Source organism: Citrobacter sp. Cpo109 (assembly GCF_030332565.1).
Lineage (GTDB): Bacteria > Pseudomonadota > Gammaproteobacteria > Enterobacterales > Enterobacteriaceae > Citrobacter > Citrobacter portucalensis.
Map to the genome: position 1 here is coordinate 183,952 of NZ_JAOWHQ010000068.1, position 17,940 is coordinate 201,891.

The following is a 17,940-nucleotide window of genomic DNA, read 5'->3' on the forward strand; positions in this document are numbered from 1 at the left end:
GAATGAGAGGTTAGTGTGTGGCAGTGTTGGTACAGCTCAGGGCCGTTTTATTCTGACTCGCTGCCATTCCGGGAACTGACGGGAAAAGTATATGAAGGAGTGCCACTTGCCCTCACCGTGCATGAACACAACATTAGGGAGGCAGTGAGAAGTTGTTTGGGGCATAAGCCCAAAGTAGTGGAAGTTAGTTCACGTAATTGGGGTTTTATTGCCGGGTGGCGGCTTCGCCTGGCCCGGCTTGCGGTTCAAATGGGGGTTGCAGCCCGTACGAGCGAGGGAGTTACTTAAGCAAGGTTCCCCAGTTTTCTACCCAGGGATTGGATTCGCTTTCCGGTTCAGGATGCTCGCTGGCATCAATCAGCAGCATTTCTCCTACACGGTGGGCGCTTTGTTCCTGCAACAAGGCATCGAACTGTTTGCCGCCATTGCAGAAATTAACGTAGCTACTGTCGCCCAGCCCAATTACCCCGTAATGCAGATTTGGCTGGAAACCGAGATTATCTTTGATCCCTTGAAACAGCGGCACGATGCTATCCGGCAGATCGCCCTGCCCGGTCGTGGAAGTCACCACCAGTACATATTTATCCTGATATGCCTGCCAGTCGCTAAGCTCCGGATCTTCGAACACCGTAGCTTTATGACCCTGCGCCGTCAAAATAGCTTCGGCCTCTTCGGCAACCAGCAGCGCGTTTCCGTACATCGTGCCGACAAAAATTCCAATTTCCGCCATAACCGTAATCTCCTGGGACTTAAGAATCTATCTGCTCATCCTGACCTGACAGCCCGCTGAACTCAACCCTTTCATTCTCAGAGAGAAGTCCACGCCAGCCAAACTGTGATAACGCCTGCATCCAGACGTCATCCAGCCCGGCGCGAATAACCAGCGGTTCGCCGGTGAAAGGATGGGTCAGCGCAAGCTGGCTGGCATGCAGCATCAATCTCTGGCAACCGAAATGCTCCGCGGCGCTGCGGTTTTGCCGCAAATCACCATGCTTGCTGTCGCCGATAATCGGATGGCGCAAGTGCGCCAGATGGCGTCTGAGCTGGTGCTTGCGACCGGTTTTAGGGTCCAGCTCCACCAGCCCGTAACGGGTAGTCGGATAACGCCCGGTCGCTACCGGCATTTCTACCGTTGCCAGGCCACGATAATGGGTGACAGCAGGCTGCGGGCCTTTATCATCGCGGGCAAACTTATCGGCAATCTTATCCAGCTCTTCGACCAGCGGATAATCCAGCACGGCATCATCCATCAGCCAGCCACGCACAATCGCATGATAGCGTTTCTGAATTTGATGATGTTCAAACTGCTGGGACAGTAAACGCCCGGCTTCGCTGGACAGTCCCATCAGCAGCACGCCGGAGGTTGGTCTGTCGAGTCGATGGGCGGTAAATACGTGCTGACCAATTTGGTCGCGCACCGTTTGCATCACCACCACTTTCTCATCCCGGTCGAGCCAACTGCGGTGAACCAACCAGCCCGAAGGTTTATTGACGGCGACCAGCCATTCGTCCTGATAAAGAATTTCCAGCATCAGGCGTTATCACTTGTAAACAGCGCATCCAGCTCCTGCAATGCAGCCAGGAGAATGTCGCGTTGCGGGTGATCGGCTGCCAGCGCCATTTCGTAATACGGTGCGACGGCAAAAGCCTGCGGAAGCGGCTGCGCGTTATCAATCAACGTATGCATGCGGGGAATCAACACCCACTGCAGCCACTCGACCGGCTCCATGGTATCCATACAAAAAGGCTGCGTACTGGTAAACAGATGCTCTGCTGGCTCATCCATCCGCCAGTGATGATGTTCACGCAGTAGCGCTTCAAGTGCGTGTAACTGCTGGCGCACACGGTCATGAGTCGTCATGAAATTAACCTCAATGATGAAAAAATCTGGCGCGGAGAATAACACTAGTGAAGGGAAATAAAAAAAGGGAGCACTGTAAAAACAGTGCTCCCGGTTCGTTTCGCAGCATTCCAGCTACTTTTAGTGCTCCCTGCTCATCCGTGACAACTTTTCCTGTGGTCTTACGACCATGTTCATCCTGAACTTTTGCATCCTGCTCACATCACCCCGATGTGAAAACTTCATCCTGAAGTATCCTGGCCATCCAGACCCGCCGAACATCCTGACCGGCTCTCATTCTCCATCCTGGAGGTGTCCTTTAACGCATCCAGCGTCTTCCTCTTTGCTTCGTCCTGAAGCCTGTCCTTGCAACACCGTCCTGGTGTGTCCTGGCGAAGAGCCATCATCCTGATGTTCTCTTCGTTGTGCGACTCCTTGTCGACAGATATAGAATCGCCTGTTTCGCTTTGTCTTACAAGATGCTTACAGGCTTACCCTTACGATTATTTTCGTATGAAAGTTGACAATAAAACACTAACCAATTGAATAATAATAAATTATTATTTTATCAATTCATTAAGTCTTTACTTATCACCTGGCAATGTCCTACAGGGTTTGTAAGAGATCTCTCACAAGATTCAGGGCAAACTGGATTACAGAACTGGCTTAAGTTGAGTGAGGAATTCCGCAAGTGAAGCCGCCAGCACCGTTCGTTTACGGGTTCCCAGCGTTTCTTTGCACACTTCACCGGACAGATTGCACACCGAAATGACGTCAAGCTCATTATCTTGTGTGGCAATAAAAAGCGTAGGTGATAGCTTGAGGCGCTTTTGCGTAACCAGATGACCAATCAGGTTTTCCTGAACGCGCCTGAAGTCATCTTCACTCCAGGTTTGCAGCAGCGTGAGCTTTTCATCCGCAAACTGCGCGTGCATATCACCAGCAAACTGGGTGGTGTAAAAAGCGTGAACGGCAGATTGTACCACAATATCAAAGGCCCGTTCAACCGCATTGAGGTTATTTTCGCCGACAAAAGGTTGAGGCCGCCAAAATACGGCATCGTCTGTGGAAGAAATGATACACGGAGAAGGTACGCCATACAGCTCTTCGCTGAGCGGCCAACTGTTGTTTTTTTCATGCCATGCGTCGCAATAACGCGTCGTAAAGGCTATCAACGCCTGCGCTGTCAATTCGTCCACTGATTTCTCTCTTCACAAAAGCCAGGATACACTTGTCGCATAGTGTATCTGGTTTATGACGGTGAAACATGTCCTCTTATGAAAATCATCAGGCGCTTAACGGCCTGACTCTTGGTAAATCAACGGATTACCGAGACAATTACGATGCAAGTCTGTTGCAGGGCGTTCCGCGCAGCCTGAATCGCGACCCGCTGGATTTAAAGGCCGATAACTTGCCTTTTCACGGTGCGGATATCTGGACGCTATATGAACTGTCGTGGCTGAATGCCAACGGCTTACCGCAAGTCGCGGTCGGTCACGTGGAACTGGATTACACCAGCGTAAATCTGATTGAGTCGAAAAGCTTTAAGCTTTACCTGAACAGTTTTAACCAGACGCGTTTTGATTCCTGGGACGCGGTACGCCAGACACTGGAAAACGATCTTCGCGCCTGCGCTCAAGGTGATGTCAGCGTGGCGCTGTACCGCCTTGACGAACTGGAAGGGCAGCCGATAGCCCACTTTAATGGGACCTGTATCGACAATCAGGATATCGTCATCGACAACTACCAGTTCAGCACTGCGTATCTGGAAAATGCCGTGAGCGGTGAAAAAGCAGTGGAAGAGACGCTGGTCAGCCACCTGCTGAAATCCAACTGTCTGATTACCCATCAACCCGACTGGGGCTCCATACAAATTCAGTATCGTGGACGGAAAATCGACAGAGAGAAGCTGCTGCGTTATCTGGTCTCCTTCCGCCACCATAATGAATTTCATGAGCAGTGCGTGGAACGTATTTTCAATGACATTCTGCGCTTCTGCCAGCCAGAGAAACTGAGCGTCTACGCACGCTACACGCGACGTGGCGGCCTGGACATTAACCCATGGCGCACCAACACCGATTTCACTCCGGCAACCGGTCGTCTGGTACGTCAGTAATCTTTTTTCTCAATTTTGCGTGTCGGATTCCGCGCGCAAGGTTGTGAAAGGTCATAAGCCAGGGCTATTGTAATCAATAGGGAATGACGTGTTGCGTCCCATAAGGAGTTTACTTGATTACACATATTAGCCCGCTTGGCTCAATGGACATGTTGTCGCAGCTGGAAGTCGATATGCTTAAACGCACGGCCAGCAGCGACCTGTATCAACTGTTTCGTAACTGTTCGCTTGCCGTTCTGAACTCCGGCAGTTTGACCGACAACAGCAAAGAACTGCTGTCACGCTTTGAAAGTTTCGATATTAACGTACTGCGCCGCGAACGGGGCGTGAAGCTGGAACTGATCAACCCACCTGAAGATGCGTTTGTTGACGGACGCATTATTCGTGCGCTACAGGCAAACCTGTTTGCCGTGCTGCGTGACATTCTGTTCGTCAATGGCCAGATCCATAACGCTGGTCGTTTTCAGCATCTGGATCTCGAAAGCTCGGTGCATATTACCAACCTCGTATTCTCGATCCTGCGTAATGCACGGGCGCTGCACGTTGGTGAAGCGCCGAACATGGTCGTCTGCTGGGGCGGTCACTCAATCAACGAGAATGAATACCTGTACGCCCGTCGCGTCGGCACCCAACTGGGCCTGCGCGAACTAAACATCTGTACCGGCTGCGGTCCGGGGGCGATGGAAGCGCCAATGAAAGGCGCTGCGGTCGGCCACGCCCAGCAGCGATACAAAGACAGCCGCTTTATTGGCATGACCGAACCGTCAATCATCGCCGCTGAACCGCCTAACCCGCTGGTAAACGAACTGATCATCATGCCGGACATTGAAAAACGTCTGGAAGCGTTCGTGCGTATCGCCCACGGTATTATCATCTTCCCGGGTGGCGTAGGGACAGCAGAAGAGCTGCTGTATCTGCTGGGGATCCTGATGAATCCTGCCAACAAAGATCAGGTTCTACCGCTGATCCTGACCGGACCAAAAGAGAGTGCGGATTACTTCCGCGTGCTGGACGAATTTATCGTGCACACGCTGGGGGAAGATGCGCGTCGCCACTATCGCATCATCATTGACGATGCGGCAGAAGTGGCGCGTCTGATGAAAAAAGCGATGCCGCTGGTGAAAGAAAACCGTCGCGACACAGGAGATGCTTACAGCTTTAACTGGTCGATTCGTATCGCGCCCGATCTGCAGATGCCGTTCGAGCCGTCCCATGAAAACATGGCCAACCTGAAGCTGTACCCGGATCAACCCGTTGAAGTATTGGCCGCCGATTTACGGCGTGCATTCTCCGGTATTGTGGCAGGTAACGTGAAGGAAGTCGGGATCCGCGCTATTGAAGAGTTTGGCCCGTACAAAATCCACGGTGACCGCGAAATGATGCGCCGCATGGACGATCTCCTGCAGGGCTTTGTTGCACAACATCGTATGAAGTTACCGGGCACTGCGTATATCCCTTGTTACGAGATCTGCGCCTAACCTTCAACACCCGCTAGCAGCGCTATAGCGGTGACAGTTTTGTCCATATCAAAGCCGGGTTTGGCGCACTTGCCTCCCGGCTTTTTTTAGTGATACCAGTCACATAGCTCCGACAATCATATAAATGCCAGTGATGATTCATAAAAAACAGCGAGCTACGCAAACGATTACTTTGAAAAACCAACCGTGATTTATCTTAGAAAATTATTATTAGTCGCCGAAATCATCTAAAAACAACAGTTTTTACAGCTGAACACGCCTATCTTCGCGCCTTCGCTTTCATGAGATATGTCGTTAATGTTAGCCTTCGCGCCCGTAAATTCGCTTTGACTATTTTTTAACAGATTAATGGCCCAAATTTATCCACATAAAAGGTGGATTATTGCATTTGGGATCCCGATCACTGATACATTCATTACTAAAATGTATCTTTCCGCCCGAAAATTATTACGGCGAAAAATTATATAAAAATCGCTCAACGAATTTCGATTTACAGTCGGGTACTTTCTCATTGGATTGACCCCAAACCCGACTTTTTAAGCTTCCTCCAGGAGAAATAGATGGAAAACACTCAAACCAGCACTATCGTTACGGGCCAGACCCGCAGCGCATGGCGCAAAACAGACACCATGTGGATGCTGGGCCTTTACGGCACGGCGATTGGGGCGGGTGTATTGTTCCTGCCGATTAACGCAGGCGTAGGCGGTATGATCCCGCTGATCATCATGGCGATCCTTGCCTTCCCAATGACCTTCTTTGCACACCGTGGCCTGACTCGCTTTGTGCTGTCCGGTAAAAATCCGGGTGAAGACATCACCGAAGTTGTAGAAGAACACTTTGGTGTTGGTGCAGGTAAACTGATTACCCTGCTCTACTTCTTCGCTATCTACCCGATTCTGTTGGTTTACAGCGTAGCCATCACCAACACGGTTGAAAGCTTCCTGACCCACCAGCTGGCGATTACGCCGCCGCCGCGCGCAATCCTGTCACTGATCCTGATTGTCGGCATGATGACCATCGTGCGCTTCGGTGAGCAGATGATCGTTAAGGCGATGAGCATCCTGGTATTCCCGTTCGTTGCGGCGCTGATGCTGCTGGCGCTGTACCTGATCCCTCAGTGGAGCGGTGCGATTCTGGAAACCATGTCTTTTGACTCTGCGGCAACCACCGGCAACGGCCTGCTGTTGACCCTGTGGCTGGCAATTCCGGTAATGGTGTTCTCCTTCAATCACTCCCCGATCATCTCCTCCTTCGCCGTGGCGAAGCGTGAAGAGTACGGTGATGAAGCAGAGAAAAAATGCTCCAAGATTCTGGCATTCGCTCACATCATGATGGTACTGACCGTTATGTTCTTCGTCTTCAGCTGCGTATTCAGCCTGACTCCGGCAGACCTGGCAGCAGCGAAAGAGCAGAACATCTCGATTCTGTCTTACCTGGCGAACCACTTTAACGCGCCGATTATTGCCTGGATGGCACCGATCATCGCGATTATCGCTATCACCAAATCCTTCCTGGGCCACTACCTGGGCGCACGTGAAGGCTTCAATGGTATGGTGATTAAGTCTCTGCGCGGCAAAGGCAAATCCATCGAAATCAACAAACTGAACAAAATCACTGCGCTGTTCATGCTGGTAACCACCTGGATTGTGGCGACGCTGAACCCAAGCATCCTCGGCATGATTGAGACCCTGGGTGGCCCAATCATCGCGATGATTCTGTTCCTGATGCCGATGTATGCCATTCAGAAAGTACCGGCAATGCGTAAGTACAGCGGCCATATCAGCAACGTCTTCGTTGTGATTATGGGCCTGATCGCTATCTCCGCTATTTTCTACTCTCTGTTCAGTTAATTCCCCTGCGCCGCTCCTCGGGGCGGCGCACCTCGATACACAATGGACGCCTCATGATTAGCGTATTCGATATTTTCAAAATCGGCATTGGCCCTTCCAGCTCCCACACTGTTGGCCCGATGAAAGCAGGCAAACAATTCACGGATGACCTGATTGCACGCGGAATTCTCACTGACGTAACCCGCGTAGTGGTTGATGTCTATGGCTCTTTATCTCTGACGGGGAAAGGTCACCATACCGACATCGCGATTATTATGGGCCTGGCGGGTAATCTGCCGGATACCGTAGACATTGATGCCATTCCGTCCTTTATCCAGGATGTGAATACTCATGGGCGTTTGCTGCTGGCAGACGGTCAACATGAGGTCGAGTTCCCGGTCGATAAGTGCATGAATTTCCATGCGGACAATCTGTCCCTGCACGAAAACGGGATGCGCATTACCGCACTGGCGGGCGAAAAGGCCATTTACAGCCAGACTTACTATTCCATTGGCGGTGGGTTCATCGTTGATGAAGAACATTTTGGTTTACCGAACAACTCTCCGGTAAACGTGCCATATCCGTATAAATCCGCAGCTGATTTGCAACGTCATTGCCAGGAAACCGGCCTGTCGCTTTCCGGTCTGATGATGCAAAACGAACTGGCGCTGCACAGCAAAGAAGAGCTGGAACAGCACTTTGCTAACGTCTGGGAAGTGATGCGTAGCGGGATTGAACGCGGCATCACCACCGAAGGTGTATTGCCGGGCAAACTGCGCGTTCCGCGTCGTGCTGCTGCGCTGCGTCGCATGCTGGTCAGCAGCGACAAAACCACCACCGACCCGATGGCGGTTGTTGACTGGATCAACATGTTCGCGCTGGCCGTGAACGAAGAAAACGCAGCCGGTGGACGCGTGGTGACTGCACCAACCAACGGTGCATGCGGGATTGTTCCTGCCGTACTGGCGTATTATGACAAGTTTATCCGTGAAGTGAACGCTAACTCGCTGGCACGCTACATGCTGGTCGCGAGCGCCATTGGTTCACTGTACAAGATGAACGCCTCTATCTCTGGTGCCGAAGTCGGCTGTCAGGGTGAAGTTGGCGTCGCCTGCTCCATGGCAGCGGCTGGTCTGGCTGAACTGCTGGGCGGTAGCCCAATGCAGGTATGCATCGCGGCAGAAATCGGTATGGAACACAACCTGGGTCTGACCTGCGACCCGGTTGCCGGCCAGGTTCAGGTACCGTGCATTGAGCGTAATGCCATTGCTTCGGTTAAAGCGGTGAACGCTGCACGTATGGCGCTGCGCCGTACCAGTGAACCACGCGTGTGCCTCGATAAAGTTATCGAGACCATGTACGAAACCGGTAAAGACATGAATGCCAAATACCGCGAAACCTCTCGTGGTGGTCTGGCGATGAAGATTGTCACCTGCGATTAATTCTCAGCACATTTTCGTATCTGTAGGCCGGATAAGGCGCTCGCCGTATCCGGCTTTTATTGCCTGCTGGCGCTTCGCTTATCAGGCTTTCGGATAGCGCTCTTTCGCAATGCTCGTCTCCACTCGTCGTGAATGTTACCCTACAGACTAATTTGTTAGGGAGAACACAGTGGCCGTCCACCTGCTCATTGTTGATGCACTGAATCTCATCCGCCGTATTCACGCCGTACAGGGCTCCCCCTGCGTGGAGACATGCCAGCACGCGCTCGATCAGCTGATTGTGCACAGTCAACCCACGCACGCCGTGGCGGTATTTGATGACGAAGCGCGTAACAGCGGCTGGCGTCACCAACGGTTACCTGACTACAAAGCCGGTCGCCCGCCGATGCCTGACGATTTACACCAGGAAATGTCCGCCTTACGCGCCGCTTTTGAACAGCGCGGCGTCTGCTGCTGGGTATCCAGCGGGAATGAAGCCGATGATTTAGCCGCCACTCTGGCGGTGAAAGTTAGCCAGGCGGGACACCAGGCGACTATCGTTTCAACCGATAAAGGCTACTGTCAGCTACTCTCCCCAACGCTGCGGATTCGCGATTATTTCCAGAAACGCTGGCTGGATGCGCCGTTTATCGAGAAAGAGTTCGGCGTACTGCCGCAACAGCTGCCAGATTATTGGGGACTGGCCGGGATCAGCAGTTCTAAAATACCGGGGGTTGCCGGTATTGGTCCTAAAAGCGCCACACAACTGCTGGCACAGTTTCCAACGCTGGAGGCGCTGTATGAACATCTGGATGACGTACCGGAGAAATGGCGCAAGAAACTCGAAGAACATCGGGAGATGGCGTTTTTGTGCCGCGATATCGCGCGGCTGCAAACGGACTTACATATCGACGGAAACCTACAGCAGCTACGGCTGGCGCGGTAGTCTTATTTCCGGATGGCGCTGCGCTTATCCGGCCTACTTATCGTACTACCCTGTAGGCCGGATAAGCGCCAGGTGATTACCAGGCAGTATGGTACAGCTCAACGATATCCCCAAGGCTCGCTTCACGCGGATTTCCCCCGGTACAAACATCGTCAAATGCGGCTTGCGCCAGCGCAGGAATATCCTCTTTACGGACGCCAACATCGCGTAGATGCAGTGGGATACCTACATCGCGATTAAGGGCGAAGACGGCATCCACCGCCGCTTTGCGTGCATCTGCCAGCGTCAGTCCTTCAACCTTATCCCCCATTGCCCGGGCGATATCGCGGAATTTTTCCCCGGTGAATTCGGCGTTATAGTGCATCACGTGCGGCAGCAAAATGGCATTCGCGACGCCGTGCGGCGTGTTGTAGAACGCGCCTAACGGGTGTGCCATACCATGCACTAATCCCAGACCTACGTTGGAGAAACCCATCCCGGCAACGTACTGGCCCAGAGCCATCGCTTCCCCCGCCTGGCTGTCGCCCGCAACGGAACCACGTAATGACCCGGCAATAATTTCGATGGCTTTAATGTGCAGCGCATCGGTAAGCGCCCACGCAGCCCGCGTGATGTAGCCTTCAATGGCATGAGTCAGTGCATCTACGCCAGTAGCCGCTTTTAATGCAGCAGGCATGCCGTCCATCATGTCAGCATCAATGAACGCCACCTGCGGGATGTCATGTGGATCGACACAAACAAACTTACGCCGATTCTCTTCGTCAGTGATCACGTAGTTAATGGTCACTTCCGCCGCCGTTCCCGCAGTGGTTGGGATAGCCATAACTGGCACGCTCGGGAAGCGTGTCGGCGATAACCCTTCAAGGCTGCGTACATCCGCAAACTCTGGGTTATTGTTAATAATGCCAATCGCTTTACAGGTATCCTGCGGGGAGCCTCCACCAATGGCGACCAGATAGTCTGCGCCGCTTTGCTGAAAGACACTCAATCCTTCCTGCACTACCGCAATGGTTGGATTAGGAATAACGCCTGAATAGATTTCCCATGCCAGACCTGCAGCATCCATTCGGGAAATCACCTTCTCAACAACGCCGCACTGCACCAGATTTTTATCAGTCACAATCAACGCTTTGCGATAACCACGACGAATAACTTCATCGGTTAATGCGCCAACAGCGCCCCGGCCAAACCATGCCGTTTCGTTCAGAATCATTCTGTTCGCCATCGTTTTATCTCCTATTCCTCAATACGCAATCCGTATGTTTTGAATTTTTCCAGCACAATAGCGATAGCCTCATCATCCAGTACCGGAACCGGATCGGTAATCGCCAGCGTGCTGAGATAAAGCTGCGCCAGCACTTCCACTTCATGCGCTAACCACAGGGCTTTTTCCAGATTTTCTTCGCAGGCGATCAGCCCATGATGCTGCAACAGCGTTGCTTTTCGGTTTTTCAGCGCTACCGCAACGTGCTCGGAAAGCTCACGCGTGCCAAACGTCGCATATGGCGCACAGGGAATTGAGTTACCGCCAGCCGCCGCAATCATGTAATGGATTGCCGGGATTGGCCGGTTGAGAATAGAAACAGCAGTACAATGCACGGCATGATTATGGACCACCGCCTGAGCATCGGGACGCGTCTGATAAGCGGCCATATGGAACCGCCACTCGCTGGAAGGTAATTTCCCTTCTTCGTGCTGCCCCTCAGCATTGATGTACACTATGTGGGATTCGGTGAGTTTGTCATAGGGAATACCCGTCGGGGTAATTAACATCCCGTCCTGGTAACGCACACTTACATTACCCGCAGTCCCCTGATTCAGCCCCAGACGGGTCATTTCCAGGCAGGTATTGATAATCTGCCGTGCCAGCGTATTTCGTTCCATTACTTACCTCTCTCAGTGAGTCAAAATGCGACAACAGAACATTGCTAATACCTCGACGCTCTGTTGATTTAAGCGGGTATTTGCTAACTATCATCATGCTGAATAAAGAGAAGGGAATTTTTAGCACTGGATTTTGTGATGTTCATCAACTAATAACGATGAATAAAAACATGCAAGCATAATATTACAATTGCAAAATGTCCGTTCTTAATAAAACCATTATAAAACGGTCATTTGCGAATAAATTGTTACCATTGCCCGTTTTCCACTTAACTAATTAATTCGGGCATTATCCCTGTGGCTTTTTAATTTATTTTCCTCAAACGGTCATTGTTTTAAAGAAATTAAAGTGATGATAATCACATAAACCCACACCCTGAGCATAAATGTGACCACCATCATATTAATGGCCGGTTTTTATTTGAAAATGAATTCATGAGTTCATTCATGAAGGCCAATTTTATCTGGCAGGTTACCGGAACTCACCTGGATTAGCAGGTTGGTAAAAATCACCAATCGTACTCTTAAGCTGTTGAACATGCTTATGAACTGATGAGGATGCTATGGGAAACACATCAATACAAACACAAAGTTTTCATGCGGTAGAGCGGGGGCAGACAAAAAATTATGTCATTCCCTTCGCGTTACTCTGTTCACTGTTTTTTCTTTGGGCGGTTGCCAATAATCTTAATGACATTTTATTACCACAATTTCAGCAAGCTTTTACATTAACAAACTTTCAGGCTGGTCTGATTCAATCTGCTTTTTATTTTGGTTATTTCGTCATTCCAATCCCAGCCGGGATCCTGATGAAAAAACTAAGTTATAAAGCAGGTATTATTACCGGATTATTCTTATATGCCATCGGTGCAGCATTATTCTGGCCAGCGGCTGAGGTAATGAATTACACCTTATTCCTGATTGGCCTATTTATTATTGCGGCGGGCTTAGGTTGTCTGGAAACGGCTGCCAACCCCTTTGTAACCGTACTGGGCCCGGAAAGCGGCGGTCACTTCCGATTAAATCTCGCGCAAACTTTTAACTCATTTGGTGCCATTATTGCGGTTGTTTTTGGGCAAAGTCTTATTTTGTCTAATGTGCCACATCAATCTCAAGACGTACTCGATAAGATGGCGCCAGAACAGCTAAGCGCCTACAAGCACAGCCTGGTGTTATCGGTTCAAACCCCTTATATGATCATCGTCGCGGTCGTTTTGCTGGTCGCCCTGCTGATCATGTTTACCAAGTTTCCGACCCTGCAAAGTGACGATCACAGTGACAACGCTCAGAGTTCATTCTCCGCGTCCCTTTCCCGCCTGGTGCGCATTCGCCACTGGCGTTGGGCGGTACTGGCGCAGTTCTGCTACGTCGGTGCACAAACTGCCTGCTGGAGCTACCTGATTCGCTACGCAATCGAAGAGATCCCAGACATGACGCCAGGTTTCGCCGCCAACTACCTGACCGGCACCATGGTGTGCTTCTTTATCGGTCGTTTCTCCGGCACCTGGCTTATCAGTCGCTTTGCACCGCATAAAGTGCTGGCCGCATATGCCCTGCTTGCCATGATCCTGTGCCTCATTTCCGCCTTCACCGGTGGTCAGATCGGCCTACTGGCCCTGACGCTGTGCAGTGCATTTATGTCGATTCAGTACCCAACCATTTTTTCTCTGGGGATCAAAAATCTGGGACAAGACACCAAATACGGCTCGTCTTTTATCGTCATGACTATCATTGGCGGCGGCATTGTGACCCCGGTGATGGGCTTTGTCAGCGATGCCGCTGGCAATATCCCAACAGCTGAACTGGTCCCGGCGCTTTGCTTCGCCATCATCTTTATTTTTGCCCGCTTCCGTTCACAAACGGCAGCCAACTGAATATTTATCCGAATAACGTGAGGAATCTGTGATGAAAAAAATCAGCTTACCAAAAATTGGTATTCGCCCGGTTATTGACGGACGTCGTATGGGTGTACGTGAGTCGCTCGAAGAGCAAACCATGAATATGGCTAAAGCTACCGCAGCGCTTATCACTGAAAAACTTCGTCATGCCTGCGGCGCACAAATTGAATGTGTGATTGCCGATACCTGTATCGCCGGCATGGCAGAATCCGCGGCCTGTGAAGAAAAATTCAGCAGCCAGAATGTTGGCGTGACGATTACAGTTACCCCATGTTGGTGCTACGGCAGTGAAACCATCGACATGGATCCGATGCGCCCGAAAGCGATCTGGGGCTTCAACGGCACGGAACGTCCGGGGGCGGTTTACCTGGCCGCCGCACTGGCAGCTCACAGCCAAAAAGGCCTTCCTGCCTTCTCCATCTATGGTCATGACGTACAGGATGCAGACGACACATCTATCCCTGCCGATGTTGAAGAAAAACTGCTGCGTTTTGCCCGTGCCGGTTTAGCGGTTGCCAGTATGAAAGGGAAAAGCTACCTGTCTGTCGGTGGTGTATCAATGGGCATCGCCGGTTCTATCGTCGACCATAACTTCTTTGAATCCTGGCTGGGTATGAAGGTGCAGGCGGTTGATATGACCGAGCTGCGTCGTCGCATTGACCAGAAAATCTATGATGAAACCGAGCTGGAAATGGCGCTGGCGTGGGCGGACAAAAACTTCCGCTACGGCGAAGATCAGAACGCACAACAATATAAGCGTAACGCAGAACAAAGCCGCGCGGTGCTGAAAGAAAGTCTGCTGATGGCTATGTGCATTCGCGACATGATGCAGGGTAACAAAAAGCTGGCAGACAAAGGTCTGGTCGAAGAATCCCTGGGCTATAACGCGATCGCCGCAGGCTTCCAGGGCCAGCGTCACTGGACCGATCAATACCCAAATGGCGATACCGCCGAAGCGTTGCTCAACAGCTCATTTGACTGGAATGGCGTTCGTGAACCGTTCGTTGTCGCGACAGAAAACGACAGCCTGAACGGCGTGGCGATGCTGTTCGGCCATCAACTCACCGGCACGGCCCAGGTCTTTGCCGATGTGCGCACCTATTGGTCGCCAGAGGCGGTTGAACGCGTCACGGGTAAACCACTGACCGGACTTGCTGAGCACGGCATTATTCACTTGATTAACTCCGGTTCTGCGGCACTGGACGGTTCCTGCAAACAGCGCGACAGCGAAGGTAAACCGACCATGAAACCACACTGGGAAATCTCGCAGAAAGAGGCGGATGAATGCCTGGCGGCAACCGAATGGTGCCCGGCTATTCACGAATACTTCCGCGGGGGCGGTTACTCATCTCGCTTCCTGACTGAAGGCGGTGTGCCGTTCACCATGAGCCGTATCAACATCATCAAAGGGTTGGGGCCGGTGCTGCAAATCGCGGAAGGCTGGAGCGTGGAGCTGCCGAAAGATATGCACGACCAGCTTGATGCGCGTACCAACTCCACATGGCCAACCACCTGGTTTGCTCCGCGCTTAACCGGCAAGGGCCCGTTCAGCGACGTCTATTCCGTCATGGCTAACTGGGGTGCTAACCACGGGGTGCTGACGATTGGTCACGTAGGTGCGGACTTTATCACTCTGGCTGCCATGCTGCGTATCCCGGTGTGCATGCACAACGTAGAAGACGAGAAAATTTATCGTCCTTCCTCCTGGGCCGCCCACGGTATGGATACGGAAGGTCAGGATTACCGCGCTTGTCAGAACTACGGTCCGCTGTATAAGCGTTAAACATCGAGCGATTGCCTGATGGCGGCGCGGCCTACGAAGCACACGGTTTTGTAGGCCGGATAAGGCGAAGCCGCCATCCGGAAATAGGTAATCTCCCAGGAGCAATTATGAAACAAGAGGTTATTCTGGTTCTCGACTGTGGCGCGACCAACGTGCGGGCCATTGCCGTTGACCGACAGGGAAAGATTGTCGCCCGCGCAGCGACCCCGAACGCCAGTGACATCGCCGCAGAAAACAGTGCCTGGCACCAATGGTCGCTGGAGGCCATTCTGCAACGCTTTGCCGACTGCTGTCAGCGGCTTTCCTTACAACTGGCCGCCTGCCAAATTCGCGGGATCGCCGTCACCACCTTCGGCGTGGATGGCGCGCTGGTGGATAAGAACGGAAAACAACTGTATCCGGTGATCAGCTGGAAATGCCCACGTACCGCAGCGGTTATGGAGAATATCCATCGCTACATGTCACCGCAGCAACTGCAGGAAATCTCCGGCGTTGGGGCGTTTAGCTTCAATACGCTGTACAAACTGGTATGGCTGAAAGAGAACCACCCGCAATTACTGGAACAGGCGCACGCCTGGCTGTTTATCTCGTCGCTTATCAACCAACGTTTAACCGGCGAGTTCACAACTGACATCACCATGGCGGGAACCAGCCAGATGCTGGATATCCAGCAACGTGATTTCAGCCAGGACATTTTGCAGGCAACAGGCATACCGCGTCGCCTGTTTCCGCGCCTGGTTGAAGCAGGCGAACAAATTGGGGTACTGCAACGCGAGGCCGCCAGCCAGCTCGGACTTCCAGAGGGTATTCCGGTCATCTCTGCCGGACACGACACACAGTTTGCGCTATTTGGCGCAGGAGCCCAACAGGATGAACCGGTACTCTCTTCCGGCACATGGGAAATTCTGATGGTGCGCAGTGCGCAGGTAAATACCTCCCTGCTCAGCCATTATGCGGGCTCCACCTGTGAGCTGGATAGTCAGGCTGGGCTTAACAATCCCGGAATGCAGTGGCTGGCCTCCGGCGTGCTTGAATGGGTTCGAAAGCTGTTATGGACCGAGGACACGCCCTGGCAAACGTTGATTGATGAAGCTCGGGATATTCCCGCTGGTGCCCAAGGGGTGAAGATGCACTGCGACCTGCTGGCCTGTCAGAATGCGGGCTGGCAAGGGGTTACCCTCAATACTACCCGTGGACACTTTTATCGCGCCGCGCTGGAAGGACTGACAGAACAGCTGCAGCGGAATCTGCAAACGCTGGAAAAAATCGGCCATTTCCAGGCCACTGAACTGCTATTAGTTGGCGGGGGCAGCCGCAATATCTTGTGGAACCAAATCAAAGCGAACGTACTCGGGATCCCAGTCAAAGTGCTGGATGATGCCGAAACTACCGTGGCAGGCGCCGCAATGTTTGCCTGGTCAGGCATCGGGGAATTTACCTCCCCGGAGCAGGCGCGCGAACAGGTGCGCTATCAGTACCGTTACTTCTATCCGCAAACCGAATCCGAACTCACAGGAGTCGAGTAACATGCTTAAAACGATATCTCCCTTAATTTCCCCCGACTTACTGAAAGTGCTGGCCGAAATGGGACACGGCGATGAGATTATCTTTTCCGATGCCCACTTCCCGGCCAACAGCATGGGGCCGCAGGTCATCCGCGCTGACGGTCTGCTGGTCAGCGATCTGCTGCGGGCGCTTATTCCGCTATTTGAATTGGACAGCTACGCCCCACCGCTGGTGATGATGGCTGCGGTTGAAGGTGACACTCTCGATCCTGACGTTGAGGCTCGCTATCGTCAGGCACTTTCATTACAGACCCCCTGCCCGGACATCACGCGTATTGACCGCTATGCCTTTTACGAACGAGCACAAAAGGCGTTTGCGATCGTTATCACAGGAGAGCGGGCAAAGTACGGGAATATTCTTTTAAAAAAAGGGGTAACGCCGTAATCTCTGGTCAGAATGCCCGTCAGGTACGGGCATTCATCATTAGATGAGGATCAGAACATGAAAGCGGCGCGCCAGCAGGCAATCGTAGATCTGCTTACTAACCACAAAAGCCTGACAACCGAAGCCCTGGCTTTGCAGCTTAACGTCAGCAAAGAGACCATCCGCCGCGATCTCAGCGAGTTACAGACCCAGGGAAAAGTGTTACGCAACCACGGTCGGGCCAAAGTTATTCACCGGGAAAATCAGGACAGCGGTGACCCATTTCATATTCGACTCAAAAGCCACTATGCACACAAAGCGGATATCGCCCGTGAAGCGTTGGCATGGATCGAAGAAGGTATGGTAATTGCCTTAGACGCCAGCTCTACCTGCTGGTATCTGGCGCGACAGTTACCGGACATCAACATTCACGTTTTTACCAACAGCCAGCCCATCTGCCAGGAATTGGCTAAACGTGAACACATTCAGCTTATCAGCTCCGGCGGTCGTCTTGAGCGCAAATACGGTTGCTACGTTAATCCCTCGCTTATCTCGCAGCTAAAACCACTCGAGATTGACCTGTTTATTTTTTCCTGCGAAGGGATCGACAGCGACGGTGCGCTCTGGGACTCAAATGCAACCAACGCAGACTTCAAATCCATTCTGCTTAAGCGTGCATCGCAGTCTTTATTACTGATCGATAAAAGTAAATTTAATCGTTCGGGAGAGGCCAGAATTGGGCATCTGGATGATGTGACGCATATTGTTTCAGATACACAGCTGATTGAAGCAATCCAGGCCGAATAGGGCGATTAC

At 52.0% G+C, this 17,940-nt stretch carries 16 protein-coding genes; 10 read left to right on the forward strand and 6 right to left on the reverse strand.

All coding sequences use genetic code 11. The annotated features are described in order from the left end of the window. Positions 1 to 280: 280 nt before the first annotated feature. The 4 genes from OGY71_RS17635 to syd all read right to left on the reverse strand — a co-directional run bounded on the left by OGY71_RS17635 (position 281) and on the right by syd (position 3,039). Positions 281 to 730 carry a flavodoxin gene (locus tag OGY71_RS17635; protein ID WP_003825676.1) on the reverse strand — a complete coding sequence of 150 codons (450 nt, stop codon included), beginning with the start codon at positions 728 to 730 and terminating at the stop codon, positions 281 to 283. Positions 731 to 749: 19 nt separating this feature from the next. After that, complete coding sequence (gene truC, locus OGY71_RS17640) at positions 750 to 1,532, reverse strand: tRNA pseudouridine(65) synthase TruC (protein ID WP_126317471.1); 783 nt, start codon at positions 1,530 to 1,532, stop codon at positions 750 to 752. Further along, on the reverse strand, positions 1,532 to 1,861 hold the full coding sequence (locus OGY71_RS17645; RefSeq protein WP_003825670.1) for a YqcC family protein: 330 nt from the start codon (positions 1,859 to 1,861) through the stop codon (positions 1,532 to 1,534). Before OGY71_RS17645 ends, truC begins: the two co-directional genes overlap by 1 nt. A 632-nt stretch (positions 1,862 to 2,493) precedes the next feature. Beyond that, positions 2,494 to 3,039: a SecY-interacting protein gene (syd, locus tag OGY71_RS17650; protein ID WP_286613502.1), complete on the reverse strand. Its 546-nt coding sequence runs from the start codon at positions 3,037 to 3,039 to the stop codon at positions 2,494 to 2,496. 68 nt (positions 3,040 to 3,107) lie between these two features. On the opposite strand from syd, the gene queF reads away from it, so the two are divergent. From queF to xni, 5 genes are all read left to right on the forward strand, one after another. Beyond that, positions 3,108 to 3,956 (forward strand): NADPH-dependent 7-cyano-7-deazaguanine reductase QueF, encoded by an 849-nt coding sequence (queF, locus tag OGY71_RS17655; protein WP_003825665.1) that lies wholly within the window; start codon positions 3,108 to 3,110, stop codon positions 3,954 to 3,956. A 113-nt stretch (positions 3,957 to 4,069) separates the two neighbouring features. Next, positions 4,070 to 5,434 (forward strand): nucleotide 5'-monophosphate nucleosidase PpnN, encoded by a 1,365-nt coding sequence (gene ppnN, locus OGY71_RS17660; RefSeq protein ID WP_003034076.1) that lies wholly within the window; start codon positions 4,070 to 4,072, stop codon positions 5,432 to 5,434. 560 nt (positions 5,435 to 5,994) lie between these two features. Then, positions 5,995 to 7,284, forward strand: coding sequence for an HAAAP family serine/threonine permease (locus OGY71_RS17665; RefSeq protein WP_003034073.1), 1,290 nt, complete (start codon positions 5,995 to 5,997; stop codon positions 7,282 to 7,284). Positions 7,285 to 7,337: 53 nt separating this feature from the next. Beyond that, on the forward strand, positions 7,338 to 8,705 hold the full coding sequence (locus OGY71_RS17670) for an L-serine ammonia-lyase (RefSeq protein ID WP_003034070.1): 1,368 nt from the start codon (positions 7,338 to 7,340) through the stop codon (positions 8,703 to 8,705). Positions 8,706 to 8,874: 169 nt separating this feature from the next. Then, entirely contained in the window at positions 8,875 to 9,630 is a 756-nt protein-coding gene (xni, locus tag OGY71_RS17675) for a flap endonuclease Xni (RefSeq protein ID WP_063940943.1), read from the forward strand. A gap of 76 nt (positions 9,631 to 9,706) precedes the next feature. Here xni and fucO read toward each other — a convergent pair whose 3' ends face one another. Together fucO and fucA are read right to left on the reverse strand one after the other, a co-directional pair. After that, entirely contained in the window at positions 9,707 to 10,855 is a 1,149-nt protein-coding gene (gene fucO, locus OGY71_RS17680) for a lactaldehyde reductase (RefSeq protein WP_193134621.1), read from the reverse strand. Between the two features lie 11 nt (positions 10,856 to 10,866). Then, entirely contained in the window at positions 10,867 to 11,514 is a 648-nt protein-coding gene (fucA, locus tag OGY71_RS17685; protein ID WP_003825656.1) for an L-fuculose-phosphate aldolase, read from the reverse strand. A gap of 563 nt (positions 11,515 to 12,077) precedes the next feature. Here fucA and fucP point away from each other — a divergent pair. From fucP to fucR, 5 genes are all read left to right on the forward strand, one after another. Continuing rightward, complete coding sequence (gene fucP, locus OGY71_RS17690) at positions 12,078 to 13,388, forward strand: L-fucose:H+ symporter permease (RefSeq protein ID WP_286613504.1); 1,311 nt, start codon at positions 12,078 to 12,080, stop codon at positions 13,386 to 13,388. 31 nt (positions 13,389 to 13,419) lie between these two features. Then, positions 13,420 to 15,195, forward strand: coding sequence for an L-fucose isomerase (gene fucI / locus OGY71_RS17695; RefSeq protein WP_003825648.1), 1,776 nt, complete (start codon positions 13,420 to 13,422; stop codon positions 15,193 to 15,195). A 107-nt stretch (positions 15,196 to 15,302) separates the two neighbouring features. Then, positions 15,303 to 16,721 carry an L-fuculokinase gene (gene fucK / locus OGY71_RS17700; RefSeq protein ID WP_286613505.1) on the forward strand — a complete coding sequence of 473 codons (1,419 nt, stop codon included), beginning with the start codon at positions 15,303 to 15,305 and terminating at the stop codon, positions 16,719 to 16,721. Between the two features lies 1 nt (position 16,722). Beyond that, positions 16,723 to 17,145: an L-fucose mutarotase gene (gene fucU, locus OGY71_RS17705; RefSeq protein WP_048215640.1), complete on the forward strand. Its 423-nt coding sequence runs from the start codon at positions 16,723 to 16,725 to the stop codon at positions 17,143 to 17,145. Positions 17,146 to 17,202: 57 nt separating this feature from the next. Continuing rightward, the gene (gene fucR / locus OGY71_RS17710; RefSeq protein ID WP_003825642.1) at positions 17,203 to 17,931 is read left to right on the forward strand and encodes an L-fucose operon activator; all 729 of its coding nucleotides are present in this window, start codon (positions 17,203 to 17,205) and stop codon (positions 17,929 to 17,931) included. Positions 17,932 to 17,940: the final 9 nt, after the last annotated feature.